Below are 19,748 nucleotides of genomic sequence, written 5' to 3'. Positions count from 1 at the left end.
ATGAAACTGAGGGACCTGGCAGTTTTGGTGGGGGTTATCGGCATCGTCATGATGATGGTCATCCCTGTGCCTACTTTCCTGATGGACGTCCTGCTCGTAATCAACATATCGGTCGCGCTCATCATTCTCTTAATAGCGATGAACACGAAAGAGGCGCTGGACTTCTCGATCTTTCCGGCGCTGCTGCTGATTACGACGCTGTTCAGGCTTGCCCTGAACGTATCGACCACGCGCAACATTCTCGTGCATGCCCATGCGGGCGAAGTGGTCATGACCTTCGGGAACTGGGTCGCCGGCGGTCAGGTCGCCATCGGCTTCGTCGTCTTCCTCATCCTCGTCGTCGTCCAGTTCATCGTCATCACGAAAGGCTCCGAACGCGTCGCCGAGGTCGCCGCAAGGTTCACTCTCGACGCGATGCCCGGCAAGCAGATGAGCATCGACGCCGATCTGAACGCCGGTCTGATCAACGAGCAGCAAGCGCGCGCGCGGCGCTCCAAGATCGAGCGGGAAGCGGACTTCTACGGATCGATGGACGGCGCGAGCAAGTTCGTCAAGGGCGATGCGATTGCCTCGATCATCATCCTCATCATCAATCTGCTCGGCGGCTTCATCATCGGCATGACCGTCAAGGGCATGGGCTTCGGCGAAGCGCTGCAGACCTATTCGATCCTGACGATCGGCGACGGTCTCGTCAGCCAGATCCCGGCGCTGCTCATCTCCACGGCCGCAGGCCTGATCGTGACGAGAGCGGCATCCGAGGGCAACCTGGCCCACGATCTCAGCTTGCAGATGATGCGCTATCCGCATCTGCTGTACGTCGTCGCCGGCACGATCGCGCTGCTCGGACTGTTTACGCCGATCGGCGTCGTCCGCACGTTCCCGATCGCCATCCTGATCGCCTTCCTCGGCTGGAAGATGCAGGGGGCGCAGAGCAAGCAGCTGCAGGAGCAGGAGCAGCTCGTCGAGGAACAGCAGATCGAGGAGGTGCGGAGTCCGGAAAGCGTCGTCAGCCTGCTGCAGGTCGATCCGATCGAATTCGAGTTCGGCTACGGGCTCATCCCGCTCGCCGACACGCAGCAAGGCGGCGACCTGCTGGACCGGATCATCATGATCCGCAGGCAATGCGCGCTTGAGCTCGGGCTCGTCGTGCCGGTCATCCGGATCCGCGACAACATCCAGCTGCGCCCGAACGAATACGTCATCAAGCTCAAGGGCAATCAGGTCGCTCGCGGCGATCTGCTGCTGAACCACTATCTGGCGATGAGCCCGGGCTTCGAGGACGAGTCGATCATCGGCATCGAGACGACGGAGCCGGCGTTCGGACTTCCAGCGCTGTGGATCGACGAAGCGACGAAGGAGCGGGCGGAGATGTCCGGCTATACGGTTGTCGATCCGCCGTCGGTCGTCGCCACGCATCTGACCGAGATCATCAAGCGGCATGCGCATGAGCTGCTCGGCAGGCAGGAGGCCAAGGCGCTCGTCGACAATGTGCGCGAGGCGTATCCGGCGCTCGTCGACGAGCTCATCCCGTCGATCATGACGGTCGGAGACGTCCAGAAGGTGCTGGCCAAGCTGCTGAAGGAAAAGATCTCGATCCGCGATCTGGTGACGATCTTCGAGACGCTGGCCGATCACGGCCTGTACACCAAGGACCCCGACATCCTGACCGAATACGCGAGACAGGCGCTTTCGCGCCAGATCACGCAGCAGTTCAGCGCGGGCGGCGGTTCGATGAAGGTCATCACGGTCAGCCCGGCGCTCGAGAAGCGCATCGCCGAATCGGTGCAGCAGACGGAGCAGGGCAGCTATCTGGCGATGGATCCGGTCGCTTCCCAGCAGATCTGCAGCCGCATCAGCGAGCAGGTTTCCCGCCAGATCCAGTCCGGCCATCAGCCGGTCGTGCTGGCGTCGCCTACGATCCGCATGTATTTGCGGCAATTGATCGAGCGGGTGATGGGCGACGTGCCGGTGCTGTCCTACAGCGAGCTTGAGCCGTCGGTTGAAGTCCAGAGCGTAGGGACGGTGAGCTTGTGAAGGTAAAGCGATATGTCGTCGCATCCGTGCCGGAGGCGCTGCCGCTCATCCGCGGCGATCTCGGCAGCGATGCGGTCATTCTCAGCACCAAGGAAATCAAGACCGGAGGCGTGCTCGGCCTGTTCGGCAAGCGCCGCATGGAAGTCATCGCGGCAGCGGAGACGAAGCCCGTTCCGAAGCCTGCTCCGGCGCGCCAGCCGGCGGCGAGGCCGGCTGCAGCCCTTGCGGCTTCGCCGAGCGGGCTGGGGATGGCGGAAGAAGCCCAGGCAGAGCCCGCGACAACGCTTGGACGTCCGGCGGAGCCTCCTGCGGAGAGCTGGCGTCGTCCGGAGCCGCCGCCGGAACCTCTGCCGGAGGCGCCATCGCCTCCGCCTCGGCGGGATCGGATGCCGACGGACGGTCGTCCGTCGGCGGACGCATTGCAGGACGAGCTGCTGCAGGAGGTTCGCGGCCTCAAGACGTGGATCCGCCAGCTCGGCCTCCAGCAGGAAGCGGACGGCCGCAGCGAGCCGCTGCGCCAGCTCATGGAGCGGCTGGAGCGGCAGGAGGTCGCTGCCGAATGGCGCGACAGGCTTCTCGAGGAGCTGCGGACGGAGCCGGACTTCGAGTCGTTGTCCCTGCAGCCCGAGGCGCTGCGGGAAGCGGCTCGAGCTGTAATCGAGCGATGGCTGTCGCCGTTCGAAGTCGGGGGAGACATCCTCGACCAGGCGAGGACGATCCATTTCGTCGGACCGACCGGCGTCGGCAAAACGACGACGATCGCCAAGCTGGCCGCATGCGAGACGCTGCAGCGCCAGCGGTCGGTCGGCCTGATCACGGCCGACACGTACCGGATCGCGGCGGTCGACCAGCTGCGCACGTACGCCGACATCCTCGGCGTTCCGCTCGAGGTCGTCTTTTCGCCGGCCGAGGCGGCGCGGGCGTTCCAGCAGCTGGCGGACAAGGATATCGTGCTGATGGACACGGCGGGACGCAATTACCGCAGCGAGCTGCAGATCAACGAGGTGAGCAGCATGCTGCGGACGGGATCGGCGAGCGAGACTTGCCTCGTGCTCAGCCTTACGGCAAGGACAGCGGATATGGAATCGGTGGCGCTTCCGTTCATCGAGCACGGCGTAACGAAAGCGATCTTCACGAAGCTTGACGAGACGCGAGTGTACGGAGCTTTGCTGAACCTGTCGCTGTCGCATCGGCTCCAGCCGCTCTACATCGCCTCGGGCCAGACGGTGCCGGACGATCTCGAGCGCTTCAGCAGCCGCCGCTACGCCGCCTTGCTGATCGGAGACGGGGCGGATGTCTGATCAGGCGCAGGCGCTTCGCGATCTGATCCGACGGCAGCACGCCTCCTCGGCGGCAGAGCCGCCGAGGTCGACGCGCATCTTGACGGTAGCAAGCGGGAAGGGAGGCGTCGGCAAGTCGAACTTCAGCCTGAACTTCGCGCTGTCGCTGCAGAAGCTCGGCCAAAAGGTGCTCGTGTTCGACGCCGACATCGGCATGGCCAATCTCGACGTGCTGATGGGGGTGTCGGCTCCGTATTCGCTCTATCATCTCTTCCGGGGCGAGCGGCCGATTCGGGACATCATCCAGCTCGGTCCGGGAGGGATCCACTTCATCGCCGGCGGCTCCGGATTCCGCGAGCTGCTCCATCTCAGCGAGGAGCAGCTGCAGCAGGCGGATCGGGAGATCGAGCGGCTGCAGGGAGAGTACGACTTCATCCTGTTCGATACCGGGGCGGGACTCAGCAAGGAAGCGGAGCGCTTCATCGGCGCCTCCCACGAGAGCATCGTCGTCACGACGCCGGAGCCGACCTCGATCACCGACGCCTATGCGCTCGTCAAGATGGTGTCGCACAGCCGGCCGGACGCAAGCTTCCGGCTGCTCGTGAACCGGGCGGCGGACGAACGGGAAGGACGCCAGACCGCCGAAAAGATGGATCTCGCGGCGCAGCGCTTCCTGGACATCCGCCTTCCATTCTTAGGCAGCGTCGCGGATGATCCGCATGTCGGCAAGGCGGTCCGGCGGCAGACGCCGTTCACGCTCGCGTACCCGGACTGCAAGGCGTCGCGCGACGTGCTGGCGGCGGCCAGAGGCTACCTGGATCTTCCTCGCGGAGATGCCTCCCGCACAGTCAAAGGCTTCTTTCATCAATGGTTCAATCGCAAACGCAACCTTTGACTTCATGACAAGGAGAGATCGGCGGATGTCCCCATATCGAGTGCTCGTCGTAGACGATTCGGCCTTCATGAGAGCCGTCATCAAGGATCTGATCGAGGAGGATCCGGCGTTCGAGGTGGCGGGCATGGCCCGCAACGGCGTCGAAGCGATCGAGGCGGCTTCCCGCCTCGACCCGGATGCCATGACGCTGGACTTGGAAATGCCGGAGATGAACGGAATCGACGCGCTGGAGGCGATCATGGCCTCGAATCCGCTGCCGGTCATCATGTTCTCCGGAATCAGCGAGGAGCACACCTCGCTGACGATCGCCGCGCTGCAGCAAGGCGCGTTTGACTTCATCCGCAAGCCGGCGGCAAGCTCTCCGCCGGGCGAGATCTCAACGATCGGCCGGCTGCTGAGGGAAAAGCTCCACACGGCCGTCCTCATCCGCGAGCGGATCAGGCGTCAGCACGAAGAGGCGGCGCTGGCCGCAGAGCGGGCGAAGACGGCGAAGCCTCGCCAGCCGGATCGCCGCTCTTCGGTTCCGGCGGCCGGTGCCGGCAAAGGCGGAACGGAGCTGCCGGCCGCTGCGGCCAAGCCGGCAGGCCGAACGGCTGGATCGCCTTCGGCGGCGCCGAAGCTGCCGACCGCCAAGCCTGAAAAGCCGGCCGGATTACCTTCGGCTCGGCCGCGGCCGGAAGCGGGGGCCGAGCCGAAGGCTGGACGCCCCGCCGCTTCCAAGCCGCTCCGTCCCGCCGCCACGGCCGGAGCGGCGGCAGGCAGCCGCAATTTCGAGCATCTGATCGCCGTGGGCACGTCGACAGGCGGACCGCGCGCGCTGCAGGAGCTGATCGCCGGATTGCCGGAGGACTTGCCGGCTCCGGTGCTGATCGTGCAGCATATGCCGCCGCGCTTCACCGCCTCGCTCGCAAAGCGGCTCGACGGAGCCGGGCCGCTGACCGTACATGAAGCCGTGGACGGCCAGCCGGTCATGACGGGCCATGTGTATCTGGCTCCCGGAGGCAATCATATGCGTCTCGACCGGGATGAGCGAGGGTATTTCATCCGGCTGTCGCAGGACGAGCCGGTAAGCGGGCATCGCCCCTCGGTCGACGTGCTGTACCGCTCGCTCGTGCCGCATGGCGGCCTCAAGCGGCACGGCGTCATCCTGACCGGCATGGGGAGCGACGGGGCCAAGGGCATGCTGGAGCTGAAGGAAAGCGGGGCCGCCAGCACGATCGCCGAATCCGAGGAAAGCTGCGTCGTCTACGGCATGCCTCGCAGCTGCGTCGAGAATGGAAGCTGCGTCACGGTGCTTCCGCTCTCGTCGATCGCCAAGGAGCTTTCCGTCCGCTGCCTCGGCTAACCGAACGGTCAACTTACAGGAGGTGTGGACTCGATTATGGATATGAACGCTTATCTTTCCATGTTTATCGATGAATCCCAGGATCATCTGCAAGCCCTCAACGAGAATTTGCTGAAGCTCGAAGGCGATCCGAACGATCTGAGCATCGTCCAGGTCATTTTCCGATCGGCGCATACGCTCAAGGGGATGTCCGCCACGATGGGATTCGAGGATCTCGCCTCGCTCACCCACGAGATGGAAAACGTGCTCGATCTGGTCCGCAATGGAAAGCTGGCGATGGACGCGTTCATCTTCGACGTGCTGTTCAAGGGACTGGACGCGCTGGAGAGCATGGTCGCCGACATTACGGCCGGAGGCCAGGGCAAGGCGGACGTCGGAAGCATCGTCGGCGCGCTGAAGTCGATCGTCGACGGCAGCTACTTGACCCGGACCGAGACGGCGGCGGCCGCGGTCGCAGCGCCGGCCGGTCCTTCGGCGGCGATCGACGAATTCCAGCTGTCCGTGCTGAAGCAGTCGATGGACAGCGGCCTCAAGGCTCTGCGCATCGACGTCTCGCTCGAAGAGAGCTGCGTGCTCAAGGCGGCGAGAGCCTACATGGTGTTCAACCTGCTGGAGGAAAAAGGAGAAGTCGTCAAGTCGATTCCTTCCGTCACCGAGCTCGAGCAGGAGCAGTTCGACCGTTCGTTCACCGTCATCTTCGTCACGGAGCATGACGCCAAGGGACTGGAGGAAGCCGTCGGCGGCATCTCCGAGGTCGCGGCCGCTCGCGCCGAGGAGCTGGATGCCGGCACGCTCGAGCGCTTGGCGCGCCCGGAGCCTGCCGCCAAGCCGGCTGCCGGCGCAGCGGCGCCGAGCGCGCCTGCCGCCAAGCCGGCCGAGCCGTCCGCAGCCGGGGAAGCTCGCAAGCCGGCTGGCGGAGCTCCCGCCGCTTCCCGCACGATTCGCGTCGACATCGAGCGGCTGGACGCGCTGATGAACCTGTTCAGCGAGCTGCTCATCGACCGCTCGCGGCTCGAGCAGCTGTCGTCGGAGATCGGACGGGGAGAGCTGACGGAGACGGTCGAGCATCTGTCCCGCATCAGCGGAGACCTGCAGAACATCGTCCTCAAGCTGAGGATGGTGCCGGTGGATACCGTGTTCAACCGCTTCCCGCGGATGATCCGCGACCTCGCCCGCTCGCTCGACAAGAAGGTCGAGCTGATCGTGACCGGAGCGGACACCGAGCTCGACCGCACCGTCATCGACGAGATCGGCGACCCGCTCGTGCATCTGCTCCGCAACTCTCTCGATCACGGCCTCGAGACGACGGAAGGCCGCCTGCAGGCCGGCAAGCCGGAGACGGGCACGATCTGGCTGCGCGCCTATCATAGCGGCAACCATGTGTTCATCGAGGTGGAGGAGGACGGCCGCGGCATCAACTCGGACAAGGTGAAGGCCAAAGCGGTGGAGAACGGAGTGCTCTCGCCCGAGGAGGCCGCCAGGCTGACCGTCGACGAGATGAACAACCTCATCTTCGCGCCGGGCTTCAGCACGGCCGACCAGATTTCGGACATTTCAGGCCGCGGCGTCGGGCTCGACGTCGTCCGCTCGAAGATCCTTTCGCTCGGAGGCAACGTCTCCGTCGAGAGCAAGGCGGGCGTCGGCTCCAAATTCAGCATCCAGCTGCCGCTCACGCTGTCGATCATTACGGCGATGCTCGTCAAGCTCGGCTCCGAGAAGTACGCCGTGCCGCTCACGTCGATCGTCGAGACCGGCATCGTGAAGCGGGAAGCGATCCTGACCGTTCACGGCAATCGGATGCTCTCCTACCGCAATGCAGTCATTCCGGTCGTTTCCCTCAGCCGCGTGCTGGGCGCTCCCGACTATCGCGAGGATGACGAGGAGGAGAGCGAGTACATCGTCATCCGCAAGGGCGACAAGTGGGCCGCCGTCATCGTCGACGACTTCATCGGGCAGAGCGACATTGTGCTCAAGTCGATGGGAGCTTACCTTGGACAGACGCCTGCGGTATCCGGCGCGACGATATTGGGAGACGGCCAGGTTGCCCTGATCATCGACCCGAACGCGCTTTTCAAATAAGCGAAGGAGGATGGGAATTATGGCTGAAGACATCAAGGTGATCGTGTTTTCGCTCGGAGAAGAGGAGTACGGCATCGAGGTCGACAAGGTGAAGACGGTCGAGCGGCTCATGCCGATTACGCGCGTGCCGAAAACGCCGGCGTTCGTCAAGGGCGTCGTCAATCTGCGCGGCGTCGTCGTGCCGGTCATCGACCTGCGCGGCCGATTCGGACTGGCGGAGACGGAGCAGACGGAAGCGACCCGGATCATCGTCGTGAGCTCCGGCGAGATGGAGGTCGGCTTCATCGTCGACCGAGCGAACGATGTGACGGATATCAGCAGCGACCAGATCGAGCTGCCGCCGGAAGTCGTCGGCGGCATCCAGGCCAAGTATTTGCGCGGAGTCGCCAAGACCGACGGCGGACGGCTGCTCGTCATGCTCAACCTGTCCGAGGTGCTCAATAAATCGGAGCTTGTGCAGCTGGAACAGATGGAGGCTTGATCGGCGTGAGGTCATACGGCAAGCTTGCCGAATTCGAGCTCGACGTGCTGAAGGAAGTCGGCAATATCGGCTCCGGCCATGCGGCGACCGCGCTGTCCACGCTGCTGAATCGTCCGGTCGACATGGCGGTGCCCAAGGTGAGCCTCGTGCCGTTCGAGGAAGTCGCCGAACGCGCGGGCGGAGCCGAACAGCTTGTCGTGGCCGTGTTCCTGAGGGTGGACGGCGATGCTCCGGGCAATCTGTTCTACATCATGAACCCGGTCGCCGCCAAGCGCTTGCTGCGAAGGCTGGCGGCGATGGAAGTCGAGGAGGATCTGGAGTACTCGGAAATGGAGCTGTCCGCCTTGAGCGAGATCGGCAACATCCTGGCCGGCTCCTACTTGTCCTCTCTCGCCGATCTGACGCGCCTCGCCTTATCGCCGAGCGTGCCAGCCGTGGCCCTCGACATGGCTGGCGCCGTGCTCGCTTACGGGCTCATGCAATACGGAGAGATGGGCGATGCGGCGCTGCTGGTCGAGACGCGCTTCCAGGGCGACGGGGAGGAGATCGAGGGCCAGTTTTTCCTGATTCCGGACCCCGATTCGTTCCCGACGCTGTTCCGTTCGCTCGGAGTGGACGTGCCATGATCCAGCAGCCGATCGTCAAGGTCGCCATGGCCGATCTGGGCGTCGCTGTGCGCGGGGAATGCATCCGGACGACCGGTCTCGGCTCCTGCGTCGGACTGACGCTGTACGATGCCGTACGGAAGATCGGTGGCATGGCCCATGTCATGCTGCCGGACTCCTCCATCGCCCGCGAGTTTCCGTTCAATCGCGCCAAGTATGCCGACACGGCTGTTCCTCTGCTGATCGAGGAGCTGGAAAAGGCGGGGGCGAGAGTGGAGCGGATGAACGCAAAGATGGCGGGCGGAGCCCAGATGTTCGCCTCTCTCGCGCAGAGCGACTCGCTGCGCATCGGCCCGAGAAACGTGGAAAGCTGCGCGCTGCTGCTCTCGCGCATCGGCATTCCGGTCGTGGCCGAGGATACCGGCGGAAATTACGGACGCACCATCGAGCTGGATTCGGAAACGGGCATCCTTACGATCCGTTCCGCCCAGAATGGCACAAAGGAGCTGTAGCGAAGATGGTAGGTTCATGGCGCATCAACGGCTGGATCGCCGCAGGAGGCGCGCTGCTGACGCTTCTGCTCAATGCCGGCCGCAATCCTTGGGAAGTTGGCGGGACGCGCGCTCTCGCCGCGGCGGCGGCATTCTGGCTGCTCGCTTACGCGCTGCGGTTCCTGCTCACGTTCACGCTGCCGGACCCGGCGTCCGCTGCGGCCGCGGAAGCGGGGACGCCAGCGGCCGGGTCGGCGTTGGACCTCGAGGCTGCGGGCAGCGAGGATTTGGAAGAGCTGCTGCGCGAGGGGTGGAGGGCGCCTGAGGGAGAGCGGGCCCGCGAGGATCGCGGAGCGCCCGCCCCAGCCCGGGACGCGGCGGCCTTCCAGCCGCTGTCCCCTCCCCAGCTGCGCGCGACGCGGGAGGAGCCGAGCGAGCAGGAGCTGCTGCAGGCGGTGCGGCAGTGGAATTCGGAAGACAAATGAAGCTCGGCTGCAACCCGGGCCGACGAAGCCAGGCAAGGTCCGGTCGGACCGACGAGGAACTGGATGGCGAAAGCTTAAGGAGGCTTGAGGACGATGACTGAGCCCAAGGCGCCTCATTTATCCAACATGCCAATGTGGGAAAAGTGGAAAGAGGAGCAGGATCTGGACGCGAAAAAGGCGCTGATCGAGCAATATTTGCCGCTTGTGGACTATGTCACGAACCGGATGGCGATCGGCCTTCCCAAAAACGTATCGAAGGATGATTTGGCGAGCAACGGAGTCATGGGTCTCATCGACGCGATCGATAAATTCGATTACAAGCGCGGCCTGCAGTTCGAGACCTACGCATCCTGGAGAATTCGCGGAGCGATCATCGACGGCCTGCGGCAGGGAGACTGGGTGCCGAGATCGGTGCGCGAGAAAGCGAAGCGGATCGAGGAAGCCTACCAGCACTTGGAGCAGCAATACCTGCGTTCGGTGAGCGACTTCGAGATCAGCTCTTATTTGCAGGTGTCGGAAAAGGAATTCACGGTCATGCTGCAGGAAATCGCCGTCACGACCGTCTGCTCGCTCGAGGATCCGATCCGAGAGGAAGAGAGCGAGACTCGCATGTCGCTGCTCGTCGACGAAAAGGCCAAAAATCCGGACCATAAGGTCCATGAGTTCTACTTGAAGGAATCGCTGGTGAAAGGCATCGAGAAGCTGACGGAGAAGGAGCGGATCGTCGTCTCCCTCTTCTATTACGAAGAATTGTCGCTGAGCGAGATCGCCGAGGTCATGTCGCTCTCGCCCTCCCGAATCTCGCAGCTGCACTCCAAGGCGATCCTTCGGCTGAGAGGCGCGTTGTCCAAGCAAAAGGAACAATTGATGCAGAACTCCTAGAAGGAGGTCGGAACGATGAAGGAACAGCTAGGCTTGCAGCAGCGGCTAAGCGTAAACGTGGCTCCCGATCAGATGACGGCGCTGCTGCAGTTCATCCGCTGCGACGACGATTTTGCCTGCACGGCCGCCGAGCTCGAGCAATTCCTGAGGGCTAGCGGCATTACATATGGAATTCAGTACGATCTGCTCCATGCGATCTCGAACGATCCGGCCTCCTATTCCTTGCAGCAGACTCCGATCGCCCATGGCCTCCCGCCAAAAACGGGCAAGGACGGGAGGATCGCTTACGTCGTCGAGATGAATGCCGACCAGCGGCCGGAGGAGTCGGAGGACGGCAAGGTCGACTTCAAGGAAACGTCAAAGATTCTGAACGTCCAGAAAGGCCAGCTTATCGCCCGCAAGCTGCCCGCGACGGAAGGCGAACCGGGAAAAACGGTGACCGGAATCGCGGTCCCGGGCCGCAAAGGCAAGGAAGCGCGCCTGAAAGCGGGCAAAAACGTCGTCTGCAATGCCGATCGGACGCTGGTCTATGCGGCGATAGACGGCTTGTTTACGATTACCGGCGGCGACTCGATCAATGTGTTCCCCGTTTATGAGGTCAACGGAGACGTGGACTATCATACCGGCCATATCGATTTCGTCGGGACCGTCGTCGTGCGCGGCAATGTGCTGACAGGCTTCCGCGTGAGGGCGGCCGGAGACATCCGCGTCGTCGGCGGCGTCGAGGGGGCCGAGCTGGAGACGGACGGATCGATCGAGATCACCGGCGGCATCATGGGCGGCGGCAAAGGCTCGGTGAAGGCGGGACACTCGGTCCGCTGCTCGTTCATCCAGGACGGCACGGTATTCGCCGGCGAGGATGTGCTCGTCAGCCAGAGCATCATGCATTCGCAGGTGCGCGCCGGCCGGAACGTCGTCTGCGGCGGCGCCAAGGGGCTGCTCGTCGGCGGCGTCGTGCAGGCCGGCGAGACGGTGCAGGTGCGCACCGCGGGCAATACGATGTCGACGGCCACGTCGATCGAGGTCGGCGTCAAGCCCGAGCTGCGCGAGGAGCTGAAGGAGCTGCGCATCGCCGTAAGGTCGAAAAGCGAAGCGCTCGACAAGACGGAAAAGGCGCTGGCCATTCTCGATCAGATGGCGGCGGCTGGCACGATCGCTTCCGACAAGCTGGCCCTTCGGATCAAGCTGGCGGCGACGAAAAAGCAGGCGGTGCAGGAGATCGAGGAGGCCCGGGACCGGATCCTGGACATCGAGCGCTCGCTCGAGGATTCGAGCACGGCCAAGGTCGAGGTGCGGGGCACCGTATTCGGGGGAACGAAAATCGTCATCGGACGCTATACCCGGTTCATCAAGGAGCCGACGTCCCGCGTGCAGTTCCGCTTCATCGAAGGCGAGATCCACATGGGCCAGATCGTCTAGCGGCGCTGCCGAGCAAGCCTTTTGCGGCATGCGGAAGGCAGCTGCAAGGAGGAGGATGCGATGCCTTATCGACCGGTCGATCTGCAGGTGTCCGTGCCGAAGACCCAGGAAACCGGAATGCAGCAAAGCCAGCTGCAAAGCCGATTGGCCGCAGAGGCGCGGCAGCAGGCGGAGCAGGCGGCCAAAAAAACGGAGCAGGATCGAAGCCGCAGCACCGAGCTGGAAAGCCGGGCCGACGCCAAGATCGGCTACCGGCAAGAAGAAAGCGGGAGCGGCGGCGCGAAAGCCGGCGACAGGCGAGGCAAGGCGGAAAGCGGAGAGCTCCCGGAAGAGCGGACGGCGCATCCGTATAAAGGCCGCCGGATCGACATCCGCTTGTAAGCCGCTTGGGATCGCAGAGATTACAGGAGAAGGAGGACGGACGATGAACATGCAGCCCTGGCACTATATTGTCCTCGTCGGAGCGGTGGTGCTCGTCTGGTCCAATCTGCTGGCGCGGGGACGCGGCGCGAACAAGACGAAGAGCGAAGGCTCTTCGGACGCCGGACTTCAGCAAATGGAGCTCGCGCTGGAACAGTTCATGGAAAACATGGAGCAGAGCCAGCGGGATCTGACCGGCCTTGTGCTGTCGTCAAAAGAACAAGAGAAGGAAGAGGCGAGGCGGCGCGAGGAACGGATCGCCGAGCTCGAGGAGCGCTGCACGCGGCTGCAGCGCGAGATGGAGCTGCAGGCCGCGTCGGTGGCGGCGGCTTCCGCTGCCGGCGGACCCGCCGGGCAACGTCCCGCCGCTCCGGCTGCCGCTGCCTCGCAGCCGGCCGAAGCGCCGCAGGAAGGGCTTGCCGAGTCCGCCGCCTCGGCGCAGGCGCCAGCGTCCAAGTCGGGCATCAGGCAGCGGTTCAAGATGCTTTTCGACCTGCATGAGCAAGGCCTCTCCGTGGAGCAGATCGCCAAGCGGCTCGGCATGAACAAAGGCGAGGTGCTGCTCATCCAGCAGCTGGCCAAGCAGGAGGGGGCTCGCCATGAAGCCTCCTAACCGCATGTTCTGGACCGGCCTCGGCGTCGGCATCATGGCCGGCGCCCTGCTGCTGCAGCTGCTGCTGGCCGGCCAGGGCGGAGCCGCGCTGCCGGATCCGCCGGACGAGGCGGCGGTCTATACGGCGGAAGAAGCGGAGCTGCTCGTCCAGGCGGCCGTCGAGCGGACGAGAGCGGAGATGGCCGAAGCCGAGGAGGCGGAGGCGGGCGGCGACCCGAGTCCTAGAGCGCAGCCTGCGCCTTCCATCGAGCCTGCTGCCAGTCCGCAGCCTTCGGGCTCTCCGGCCGCTTCGCCGTCGGCGCGTCCGTCTCCAGCGGCGGCTCCCAAAGGCGGAACGAAATCGGAATCCGCCAAGCCGTCCGGCAAGCCGGCGGAGAGCCTCCCGGTCGTCGTCATCCGGATCGAGCCGGGGAGCAGCCTGACGGAGACCGCCTCTTTATTGAAGGAACGCAATCTCATCGCGAGCGAGAAAGGCTTTCTCGATTACATGGAGAAGCAGCGGCCGGTCCCGCTTGTCCGAGCCGGCTATTTCAAGATCGAGGGCAAGCCCGGCCTCGAGAAGCTGAAGAAGATTCTAGCCAGCCAGCCGATGGACCCGGCAGAGGGCAAGGCGTGGCTGGACAAGCAAAACCGATGAGGGGCCGCCCGTTCCAAGCGGATGGCGTCTCGTTTTTTTCGCTTGAGGGGACAGTTGCGCTGACAAGCCCGGTATGCTATAGTAATTGACGGTGTTAAAAACACACGCCGGTTAATTCTGTCAAGGGTGCTTCCGCGAGCGGAAGTCTTGCCGGAAGATGACATCGGCGGAGGACACAAATAAAAACCAACTAGGAGGTGTTGAAGATGGCAGTGATTTCCATGAAACAGCTGCTCGAGGCTGGTGTTCACTTCGGTCACCAAACTCGCCGCTGGAACCCTAAAATGGATCGCTATATCTTCACCGAACGTAACGGCATTTACATCATCGACCTGCAAAAGACGGTCAAAAAAGTAGAAGAGGCGTACAACTTCGTCCGCTCCATCGCGGAAGACGGCGGCTCCATCCTCTTCGTCGGCACGAAAAAGCAAGCTCAAGACTCCGTGAAGGAAGAAGCGGAGCGCTGCGGCAACTTCTACATCAACCAACGCTGGCTCGGCGGTACGCTGACCAACTTCTCCACGATCCAAAAGCGCATCGATCGTCTGCGCCAGCTGGAAAAATGGGAAGGGGACGGCACGTTCGATGTCCTGCCTAAAAAAGAAGTCATCATCCTCCGCAAGGAGAAGGATCGCCTCGAGAAATTCCTCGGCGGCATCAAAGGCATGCGCAAGCTGCCTAGCGCCCTCTTCATCATCGACCCGCGCAAAGAGCGCATCGCGGTCGCCGAAGCTCGCAAGCTGGGCATCCCGATCGTCGGCATCGTCGATACGAACTGCGATCCGGACGAGATCGATTATGTCATCCCGGGCAACGACGACGCGATCCGCGCCGTGAAGCTGCTGACGGGCAAGATGGCTGACGCCATCGTCGAAGCCAACCAAGGCGAGCAAACGACCGCCTAAGCTGGATTCGCCAGGAAATTCCTACAGCTGTGAACGATAAGGGTGGTCAGAAGGTGAAAGCCTCCTCGCCGCCCTTTTTTTGAGGGTGCATAGAGGAAACAATCCGCTCGAAGCGGACAACTTGGCCTGAATGAAGGCATCGGGAGGAAAATCAGATGGCAGTCAATGCGAGTGCAGTCAAGGAATTGCGTGAAAAAACGGGAGCAGGCATGCTCGATTGCAAAAAAGCGCTGGAAGAAGCGAACGGCGATCTGACGAAAGCAGCCGAGCTGCTTCGCGAGAAAGGCCTTGCCGCTGCGGCGAACAAAGCCGGCCGTGTCGCGACGGAAGGCGTCGTAGAATCCTACATCCACGCTGGCGGACGCATCGGCGTGCTCGTGGAGATCAACTGCGAGACCGACTTCGTCGCCAAGACGGACCAGTTCCGCGAGTTCTGCAAGGACATCGCGATGCAGATCGCAGCCGTAGGTCCGAAATATGTCCGCCGCGAGGAAGTGGCAGCGGAAGAGCTGGAAAAAGAGCGCGAGATCCTGAAGGCGCAAGCGCTCAACGAAGGCAAGCCGGCCCATATCGTCGAAAAGATGGTCGAAGGCCGCCTGAGCAAGTACTATGAAGAGTTCTGCCTGCTGGAGCAGCCGTTCATCAAGGATCCGGACAAGACGATCTCGACGCTGCTGAACGAAAAGATCAGCACGATCGGCGAGAACATCTCCATCCGTCGCTTCGCTCGCTTCGAGCTTGGCGAAGGCCTGGAGAAAAAAGTCGACAACTTCGTCGAAGAAGTCATGTCGCAAGCGAAGCTGTAAGCCGCGTTCCATTGCCAGACGCTGCCGGCCATCCGGTCGGCCGGCGTCTTTCTAACCGATACCGAACGCGAGGACAGGCGGGGCGGGGCTTCCGCCCCGCCTGTTTTTTTTAGGAAGCTTTCGTTCGACGCCGCATTGTTGAAACTTTTTAAGCACCGAAATCTGTCTTGAACATGGGGGTATTGACGTTGGAGAATCCCGTCTACAAACGCATCGTACTGAAGGTGAGCGGAGAATCGCTGTCCGGCCAGGCTGGCTACGGCATCGAGGCTGAAATCATCTCGTCCATTGCGCAGCAAATCAAGGAGGTCGTGGAGCTGGGCGTCGAAGTGGCCATCGTCGTAGGCGGAGGCAACATCTGGCGCGGCATCGCCGGCACGGCGAAAGGCATCGACCGGGCCACGGCCGACTACATGGGCATGCTCGCAACGGTCATGAACTCGCTCGCCCTTCAGGACGCTCTGGAATCGATCGACGTTCCGACGCGCGTTCAGACCTCCATCGCCATGCAGCAGATCGCCGAGCCTTATATCCGCCGCCGCGCGATCCGCCATCTGGAAAAGGGGCGGGTCGTCATTTTCGCAGCCGGAACCGGCAATCCCTTCTTCTCGACGGATACGACAGCCGCGCTTCGCGCAGCCGAGATCGAAGCCGAGGTCATCCTCATGGCCAAGAACAAGGTGGACGGCGTCTACTCCGCCGATCCGTTCAAGGACTCCACGGCCGAGAAGTTCGAAACGCTGACTTATCTGGACGTGCTCAACCGCAATTTGGGCGTCATGGACTCCACGTCCACCTCGCTCTGCATGGACAACAACATTCCGCTCGTCGTATTCGCGATTACGATCCCAGGCAATATTAAGCGGGTCGTGCTCGGAGAGAAGATCGGAACCATCGTGAAAGGAAGTGCCAACTGACATGCCGCAAACCATCAAATCCGATGCTGCCGAGCGCATGGAAAAAGCGATCGGAGCGCTTAAGCGCGATCTCGCGACGCTTCGCGCCGGCCGCGCGACTCCGGCTCTGCTCGACCGCATCTCGGTCGACTATTACGGCGCGCTGACGCCGCTCAACCAGCTGGCGAACATCAATACGCCGGACTCCCGCACGCTGTTCATCCAGCCATGGGACAAATCGTCGCTCGCGGATATCGAGCGCGCCATCATGAAGTCGGATCTCGGCCTGACGCCTTCGAACGATGGCGCCTCGATCCGCATCCAGGTGCCGATGCTGACCGAGGAGCGCCGTTCGGAGCTCGTCAAGATGACGAAAAAATTCGGCGAAGAGGCGAAGGTAGCGATCCGCAACATCCGCCGCGACGCCAACGAGTCCATTAAAAAGCTCGAGAAGACGGACATCTCCGAGGATGAGTCCAAGCGCCACCAGGACGACATCCAAAAGACGACCGACAAGTTCGTCGCCGAGGTCGACAAGGTGCTGTCCGCCAAAGAGAAGGAAATCATGGAAGTCTGATTGGGACTGGACAACGGGATTCAACGCCTGCGGGGAGGAAGGAAGATGATCGACAGACTGTGGTCAAAACGGGGCAAGGCATCTCCGCAGGAAGCGGAGCTTCCGTCCGGGGAAAATGTGCCGCAGCATGTCGCCATTATAATGGACGGCAACGGGCGATGGGCCCAGAATCGCGGCCTGCCGCGAATCGCCGGCCATCATACCGGAATGAAGGCGGTCAAGAAGGTTACGATGGCTGCCGACAGAGCCGGCGTGAAATATTTGACCTTGTACGCTTTTTCCACCGAGAACTGGAAGCGCCCCAAGCCGGAAGTCGATTTTCTGATGCGTCTTCCGCAGGAGTTTCTCGCTCTGGAGCTGGAAGAGCTGATCGAGAACAACGTGCAGGTGCGGATGATGGGCTACCGGGAGCATCTTCCGTCCTTTACGATCGAAGCCCTCGAGGAAGCGATCGAAAAGACGAAGGAGAACACCGGCCTCGTGCTCAACTTCGCGCTCAACTACGGCAGCAGGGCGGAGATGGCGGACGCCGTCCGCTCCATCGCCCGCGAAGCGGCCGAAGGCAAGCTTGATCCGGAGTCGATCGACGAGGCGCTGTTCGAAAGCCGGCTGCTCAGCAGCGACCTGCCGGATCCCGATCTGCTGATCCGCACGAGCGGCGAGCTGAGGCTGAGCAACTTTATGCTCTGGCAGCTGGCCTACAGCGAGCTGTACTTTACCGATGTCTACTGGCCTTCGTTCACGGAGGAGCAGTTCCAGGAAGCCATCATCGAATATCAGCGGCGGGGCAGACGGTTCGGAGGATTGTCCTAGCCCGCTTCCAAGCGAGGAAAATAGCGATGAAACAACGGATCCTAACCGGCCTCGGGGCAGGCGCTCTCTTCTTGCTGCTGCTCGTCATCGGCGGGACGCCATACGAGCTGCTGCTGCTGCTGCTCGCCCTGATCGGCTTTTTTGAATTCGCGCGCCTGAACGGCATTTCTCCTTTCCACCCGGCTGGGCTGCTCGGCTTCGCCGGGGTGCTTTTTTTTATGCTCCCATGGGAAGAGATGGGCCTCGACGTTCCGTCGGACAGCGCAGCGATATGGCTGCTGCTGCTTCTGCTCTTGTCGGTGACGGTCGTCACCAAAAACCGGATCGCGGTCGATGGAGCCGCGCTGCTGCTGCTGGGGGCCGTTTATGTCGGCTTCGGCTTCGCCGCCATGGGCGATGTCAGAGGCATCGAGCCGCATGGCCTGTACCTGAGCTTCCTTAGCTTCGCCGCCATCTGGGCTTCGGATATCGGAGCCTACTTCATCGGCAAGGCGATCGGCAAGCGCAAGCTGTGGCCGGCGATCAGCCCGAACAAGACGATCGAAGGCTCGCTCGGCGGCATCGCCTGCGCGATCGCCGCTGCGATCGCCTTCCAGCTCGCAGCTCCGGAGACGATCGGCTTTGGCCGCGCGGTCGCGATCGGCGCCGTCGCGGCGGTCGCCGGACAGTTCGGCGATCTGATCCAGTCGGCGTACAAGCGCCATCGCGGCGTCAAGGACAGCGGCAAGCTGCTGCCCGGCCACGGCGGAGTGCTCGACCGCTGCGACAGCTGGATCGTCGTTTTTCCGCTGCTCGTGCTGACGGGACTGCTCCCGCTCTAGGAACGGTCCCGCTCCGGGCCGGTACATACTGCAAGACAAGGAGTCGATCGCAGTGAAAAAAATTACGGTGCTCGGATCGACCGGCTCGATCGGCACGCAGACGCTGGACATTGTCGCGCACCATCCGGAGCGCTATGCGCTCGACGGCCTGGCGGCGGGAGCCAACTCCGCGCTGCTGATCGAGCAGGCGCTCCGCTTCCGGCCGAAGCGGGTCTGCCTGGCGACCGAGGAGGCGGCTCGCGCCGCGCGCGCGGCGCTGCCGCAGGAGATCGAGGTGCTGCAGGGCGAGCAGGGGCTGGTCGAGCTTGCCGGCGGCGGCGACGCCGATACGGTCGTCACCGCGCTCGTCGGCAGCCGCGGCCTGCCGGCGACGCTGGCCGCGATCGAAGCGGGCCGCGACATCGCGCTCGCCAACAAGGAGACGCTCGTGACGGCCGGCCATCTCGTCATGGAGGCGGCTCGGCGCAGGGGCGTTTCGATTTTGCCGGTGGACAGCGAGCATTCGGCGATCTTCCAGTGCCTGAACGGCGAGCGGCGCGAGGATGTGCGGGGCATCACGCTGACGGCTTCGGGCGGATCGTTCCGCGACCGCACGCGCGACCAGCTGCGCGGCGTCACCGTGCAGGAGGCGCTCAGCCACCCGAACTGGTCGATGGGAGCCAAGATCACGATCGACTCCGCGACGATGGTCAACAAGGGACTGGAGGTCATCGAAGCCCGCTGGCTGTTCGGCCTCGGCTATGACGACATCGGCGTGCTCATCCATCCCGAGAGCATCATCCACTCCTATGTGGAGTTCAACGACCGCAGCGTCATCGCGCAGCTCGGACTGCCGGACATGCGCGTGCCGATCCAGTACGCGCTGTCGCATCCCGAGCGGCATCCGTCGCCGACGGAACGGCTGAGCCTGGCCGAGCTGGGCAAGCTTACGTTCCGGGAGATGGACTTCGACCGCTACCGCTGCCTCGCGCTCGCCTACGAGTGCGGCCGCATCGGAGGGACGGCGACGACCGTCTTCAACGCGGCCAACGAGGTCGCGGTCGAGCGCTTTCTGCGCGGAGAGATCGAATTCCTCGCGATCGAGGCCATCCTGCAGCAAGCGATGGAGAAGCATGTTCCTGCATCCGATCCCGATCTCGGAACGATCGCCGAGGCGGACCAGTGGGCCCGCCGGCTGGCCGCCTCCCTCTAAGTCGGTTCTCTTGTGCCAGGCTGGAGAATAATGATAATCTAAGGTACAGGCCTAAAGCGACAGGAGGCACCG

The 19,748-nt window shown here is 63.1% G+C and carries 21 protein-coding genes; all 21 read left to right on the top strand.

Features of this window, described 5'->3' with window-relative positions; genetic code table 11:
* Positions 1-2,034: a flagellar biosynthesis protein FlhA gene (gene flhA, locus H582_RS0103580; RefSeq protein WP_028597419.1), complete on the top strand. Its 2,034-nt coding sequence runs from the start codon at positions 1-3 to the stop codon at positions 2,032-2,034.
* A complete protein-coding gene (flhF, locus tag H582_RS0103575; protein ID WP_028597418.1) occupies positions 2,031-3,335 on the top strand; it encodes a flagellar biosynthesis GTPase FlhF in 1,305 nt (434 codons plus the stop codon). Before flhA ends, flhF begins: the two co-directional genes overlap by 4 nt.
* Positions 3,328-4,209: a MinD/ParA family protein gene (locus tag H582_RS0103570; protein WP_028597417.1), complete on the top strand. Its 882-nt coding sequence runs from the start codon at positions 3,328-3,330 to the stop codon at positions 4,207-4,209. Before flhF ends, H582_RS0103570 begins: the two co-directional genes overlap by 8 nt.
* Positions 4,210-4,234: 25 nt before the next feature.
* Complete coding sequence (locus H582_RS0103565; RefSeq protein WP_028597416.1) at positions 4,235-5,554, top strand: protein-glutamate methylesterase/protein-glutamine glutaminase; 1,320 nt, start codon at positions 4,235-4,237, stop codon at positions 5,552-5,554.
* A 36-nt stretch (positions 5,555-5,590) separates the two neighbouring features.
* Entirely contained in the window at positions 5,591-7,633 is a 2,043-nt protein-coding gene (locus H582_RS0103560; RefSeq protein ID WP_028597415.1) for a chemotaxis protein CheA, read from the top strand.
* Positions 7,634-7,652: 19 nt separating this feature from the next.
* Positions 7,653-8,114 (top strand): chemotaxis protein CheW, encoded by a 462-nt coding sequence (locus H582_RS0103555; protein ID WP_028597414.1) that lies wholly within the window; start codon positions 7,653-7,655, stop codon positions 8,112-8,114.
* A gap of 5 nt (positions 8,115-8,119) precedes the next feature.
* The gene (locus H582_RS0103550) at positions 8,120-8,740 is read left to right on the top strand and encodes a chemotaxis protein CheC (RefSeq protein ID WP_028597413.1); all 621 of its coding nucleotides are present in this window, start codon (positions 8,120-8,122) and stop codon (positions 8,738-8,740) included.
* Positions 8,737-9,231, top strand: coding sequence for a chemotaxis protein CheD (locus H582_RS0103545; RefSeq protein WP_028597412.1), 495 nt, complete (start codon positions 8,737-8,739; stop codon positions 9,229-9,231). Before H582_RS0103550 ends, H582_RS0103545 begins: the two co-directional genes overlap by 4 nt.
* A gap of 5 nt (positions 9,232-9,236) precedes the next feature.
* Positions 9,237-9,695: a hypothetical protein gene (locus H582_RS0103540; protein ID WP_028597411.1), complete on the top strand. Its 459-nt coding sequence runs from the start codon at positions 9,237-9,239 to the stop codon at positions 9,693-9,695.
* Positions 9,696-9,788: 93 nt separating this feature from the next.
* Positions 9,789-10,577 (top strand): FliA/WhiG family RNA polymerase sigma factor, encoded by a 789-nt coding sequence (locus H582_RS0103535; RefSeq protein ID WP_028597410.1) that lies wholly within the window; start codon positions 9,789-9,791, stop codon positions 10,575-10,577.
* A 15-nt stretch (positions 10,578-10,592) separates the two neighbouring features.
* Positions 10,593-11,996: a DUF342 domain-containing protein gene (locus H582_RS0103530; RefSeq protein ID WP_028597409.1), complete on the top strand. Its 1,404-nt coding sequence runs from the start codon at positions 10,593-10,595 to the stop codon at positions 11,994-11,996.
* A gap of 60 nt (positions 11,997-12,056) precedes the next feature.
* Positions 12,057-12,377, top strand: coding sequence for a hypothetical protein (locus H582_RS0103525; RefSeq protein WP_028597408.1), 321 nt, complete (start codon positions 12,057-12,059; stop codon positions 12,375-12,377).
* 43 nt (positions 12,378-12,420) lie between these two features.
* Entirely contained in the window at positions 12,421-13,029 is a 609-nt protein-coding gene (locus tag H582_RS29755; RefSeq protein ID WP_028597407.1) for a hypothetical protein, read from the top strand.
* Positions 13,016-13,666 (top strand): hypothetical protein, encoded by a 651-nt coding sequence (locus H582_RS29750; protein WP_052332922.1) that lies wholly within the window; start codon positions 13,016-13,018, stop codon positions 13,664-13,666. Before H582_RS29755 ends, H582_RS29750 begins: the two co-directional genes overlap by 14 nt.
* 206 nt (positions 13,667-13,872) lie before the next feature.
* On the top strand, positions 13,873-14,571 hold the full coding sequence (gene rpsB / locus H582_RS0103510) for a 30S ribosomal protein S2 (protein WP_028597406.1): 699 nt from the start codon (positions 13,873-13,875) through the stop codon (positions 14,569-14,571).
* A 155-nt stretch (positions 14,572-14,726) separates the two neighbouring features.
* Positions 14,727-15,377 (top strand): translation elongation factor Ts, encoded by a 651-nt coding sequence (gene tsf, locus H582_RS0103505; protein ID WP_028597405.1) that lies wholly within the window; start codon positions 14,727-14,729, stop codon positions 15,375-15,377.
* Between the two features lie 188 nt (positions 15,378-15,565).
* Entirely contained in the window at positions 15,566-16,294 is a 729-nt protein-coding gene (pyrH, locus tag H582_RS0103500; RefSeq protein ID WP_028597404.1) for a UMP kinase, read from the top strand.
* Position 16,295: 1 nt separating this feature from the next.
* Positions 16,296-16,850: a ribosome recycling factor gene (frr, locus tag H582_RS0103495; protein ID WP_028597403.1), complete on the top strand. Its 555-nt coding sequence runs from the start codon at positions 16,296-16,298 to the stop codon at positions 16,848-16,850.
* Between the two features lie 45 nt (positions 16,851-16,895).
* On the top strand, positions 16,896-17,663 hold the full coding sequence (locus tag H582_RS0103490; RefSeq protein ID WP_028597402.1) for an isoprenyl transferase: 768 nt from the start codon (positions 16,896-16,898) through the stop codon (positions 17,661-17,663).
* A gap of 26 nt (positions 17,664-17,689) precedes the next feature.
* Positions 17,690-18,484 carry a phosphatidate cytidylyltransferase gene (locus H582_RS0103485; protein WP_028597401.1) on the top strand — a complete coding sequence of 265 codons (795 nt, stop codon included), beginning with the start codon at positions 17,690-17,692 and terminating at the stop codon, positions 18,482-18,484.
* Positions 18,485-18,536: 52 nt separating this feature from the next.
* Complete coding sequence (locus H582_RS0103480) at positions 18,537-19,676, top strand: 1-deoxy-D-xylulose-5-phosphate reductoisomerase (protein WP_028597400.1); 1,140 nt, start codon at positions 18,537-18,539, stop codon at positions 19,674-19,676.
* The last annotated feature ends 72 nt before the right edge of the window (positions 19,677-19,748 follow it).

The sequence above is a fragment of the Paenibacillus pasadenensis DSM 19293 genome, assembly GCF_000422485.1.
GTDB lineage: Bacteria > Bacillota > Bacilli > Paenibacillales > Paenibacillaceae > Paenibacillus_O > Paenibacillus_O pasadenensis.
Note: the sequence above shows the minus strand (reverse complement) of the source record. Positions and strands in the feature narration are given on the sequence as shown.

Excerpts from the sequence above, each read along its gene's own strand:
- flhA (WP_028597419.1), top strand. The coding sequence starts at position 1 with ATGAAACTGAGGGACCTGGCAGTTTTGGTGGGGGTTATCGGCATCGTC.
- H582_RS0103565 (WP_028597416.1), top strand. The coding sequence starts at position 4,235 with ATGTCCCCATATCGAGTGCTCGTCGTAGACGATTCGGCCTTCATGAGA.
- H582_RS0103560 (WP_028597415.1), top strand. The coding sequence starts at position 5,591 with ATGGATATGAACGCTTATCTTTCCATGTTTATCGATGAATCCCAGGAT.
- H582_RS0103540 (WP_028597411.1), top strand. The coding sequence starts at position 9,237 with ATGGTAGGTTCATGGCGCATCAACGGCTGGATCGCCGCAGGAGGCGCG.
- H582_RS0103555 (WP_028597414.1), top strand. The coding sequence starts at position 7,653 with ATGGCTGAAGACATCAAGGTGATCGTGTTTTCGCTCGGAGAAGAGGAG.
- H582_RS0103545 (WP_028597412.1), top strand. The coding sequence starts at position 8,737 with ATGATCCAGCAGCCGATCGTCAAGGTCGCCATGGCCGATCTGGGCGTC.
- H582_RS0103485 (WP_028597401.1), top strand. The coding sequence starts at position 17,690 with ATGAAACAACGGATCCTAACCGGCCTCGGGGCAGGCGCTCTCTTCTTG.
- rpsB (WP_028597406.1), top strand. The coding sequence starts at position 13,873 with ATGGCAGTGATTTCCATGAAACAGCTGCTCGAGGCTGGTGTTCACTTC.
- H582_RS29755 (WP_028597407.1), top strand. The coding sequence starts at position 12,421 with ATGAACATGCAGCCCTGGCACTATATTGTCCTCGTCGGAGCGGTGGTG.
- frr (WP_028597403.1), top strand. The coding sequence starts at position 16,296 with ATGCCGCAAACCATCAAATCCGATGCTGCCGAGCGCATGGAAAAAGCG.
- H582_RS29750 (WP_052332922.1), top strand. The coding sequence starts at position 13,016 with ATGAAGCCTCCTAACCGCATGTTCTGGACCGGCCTCGGCGTCGGCATC.
- tsf (WP_028597405.1), top strand. The coding sequence starts at position 14,727 with ATGGCAGTCAATGCGAGTGCAGTCAAGGAATTGCGTGAAAAAACGGGA.
- H582_RS0103525 (WP_028597408.1), top strand. The coding sequence starts at position 12,057 with ATGCCTTATCGACCGGTCGATCTGCAGGTGTCCGTGCCGAAGACCCAG.
- H582_RS0103530 (WP_028597409.1), top strand. The coding sequence starts at position 10,593 with ATGAAGGAACAGCTAGGCTTGCAGCAGCGGCTAAGCGTAAACGTGGCT.
- H582_RS0103535 (WP_028597410.1), top strand. The coding sequence starts at position 9,789 with ATGACTGAGCCCAAGGCGCCTCATTTATCCAACATGCCAATGTGGGAA.
- H582_RS0103490 (WP_028597402.1), top strand. The coding sequence starts at position 16,896 with ATGATCGACAGACTGTGGTCAAAACGGGGCAAGGCATCTCCGCAGGAA.
- H582_RS0103570 (WP_028597417.1), top strand. The coding sequence starts at position 3,328 with ATGTCTGATCAGGCGCAGGCGCTTCGCGATCTGATCCGACGGCAGCAC.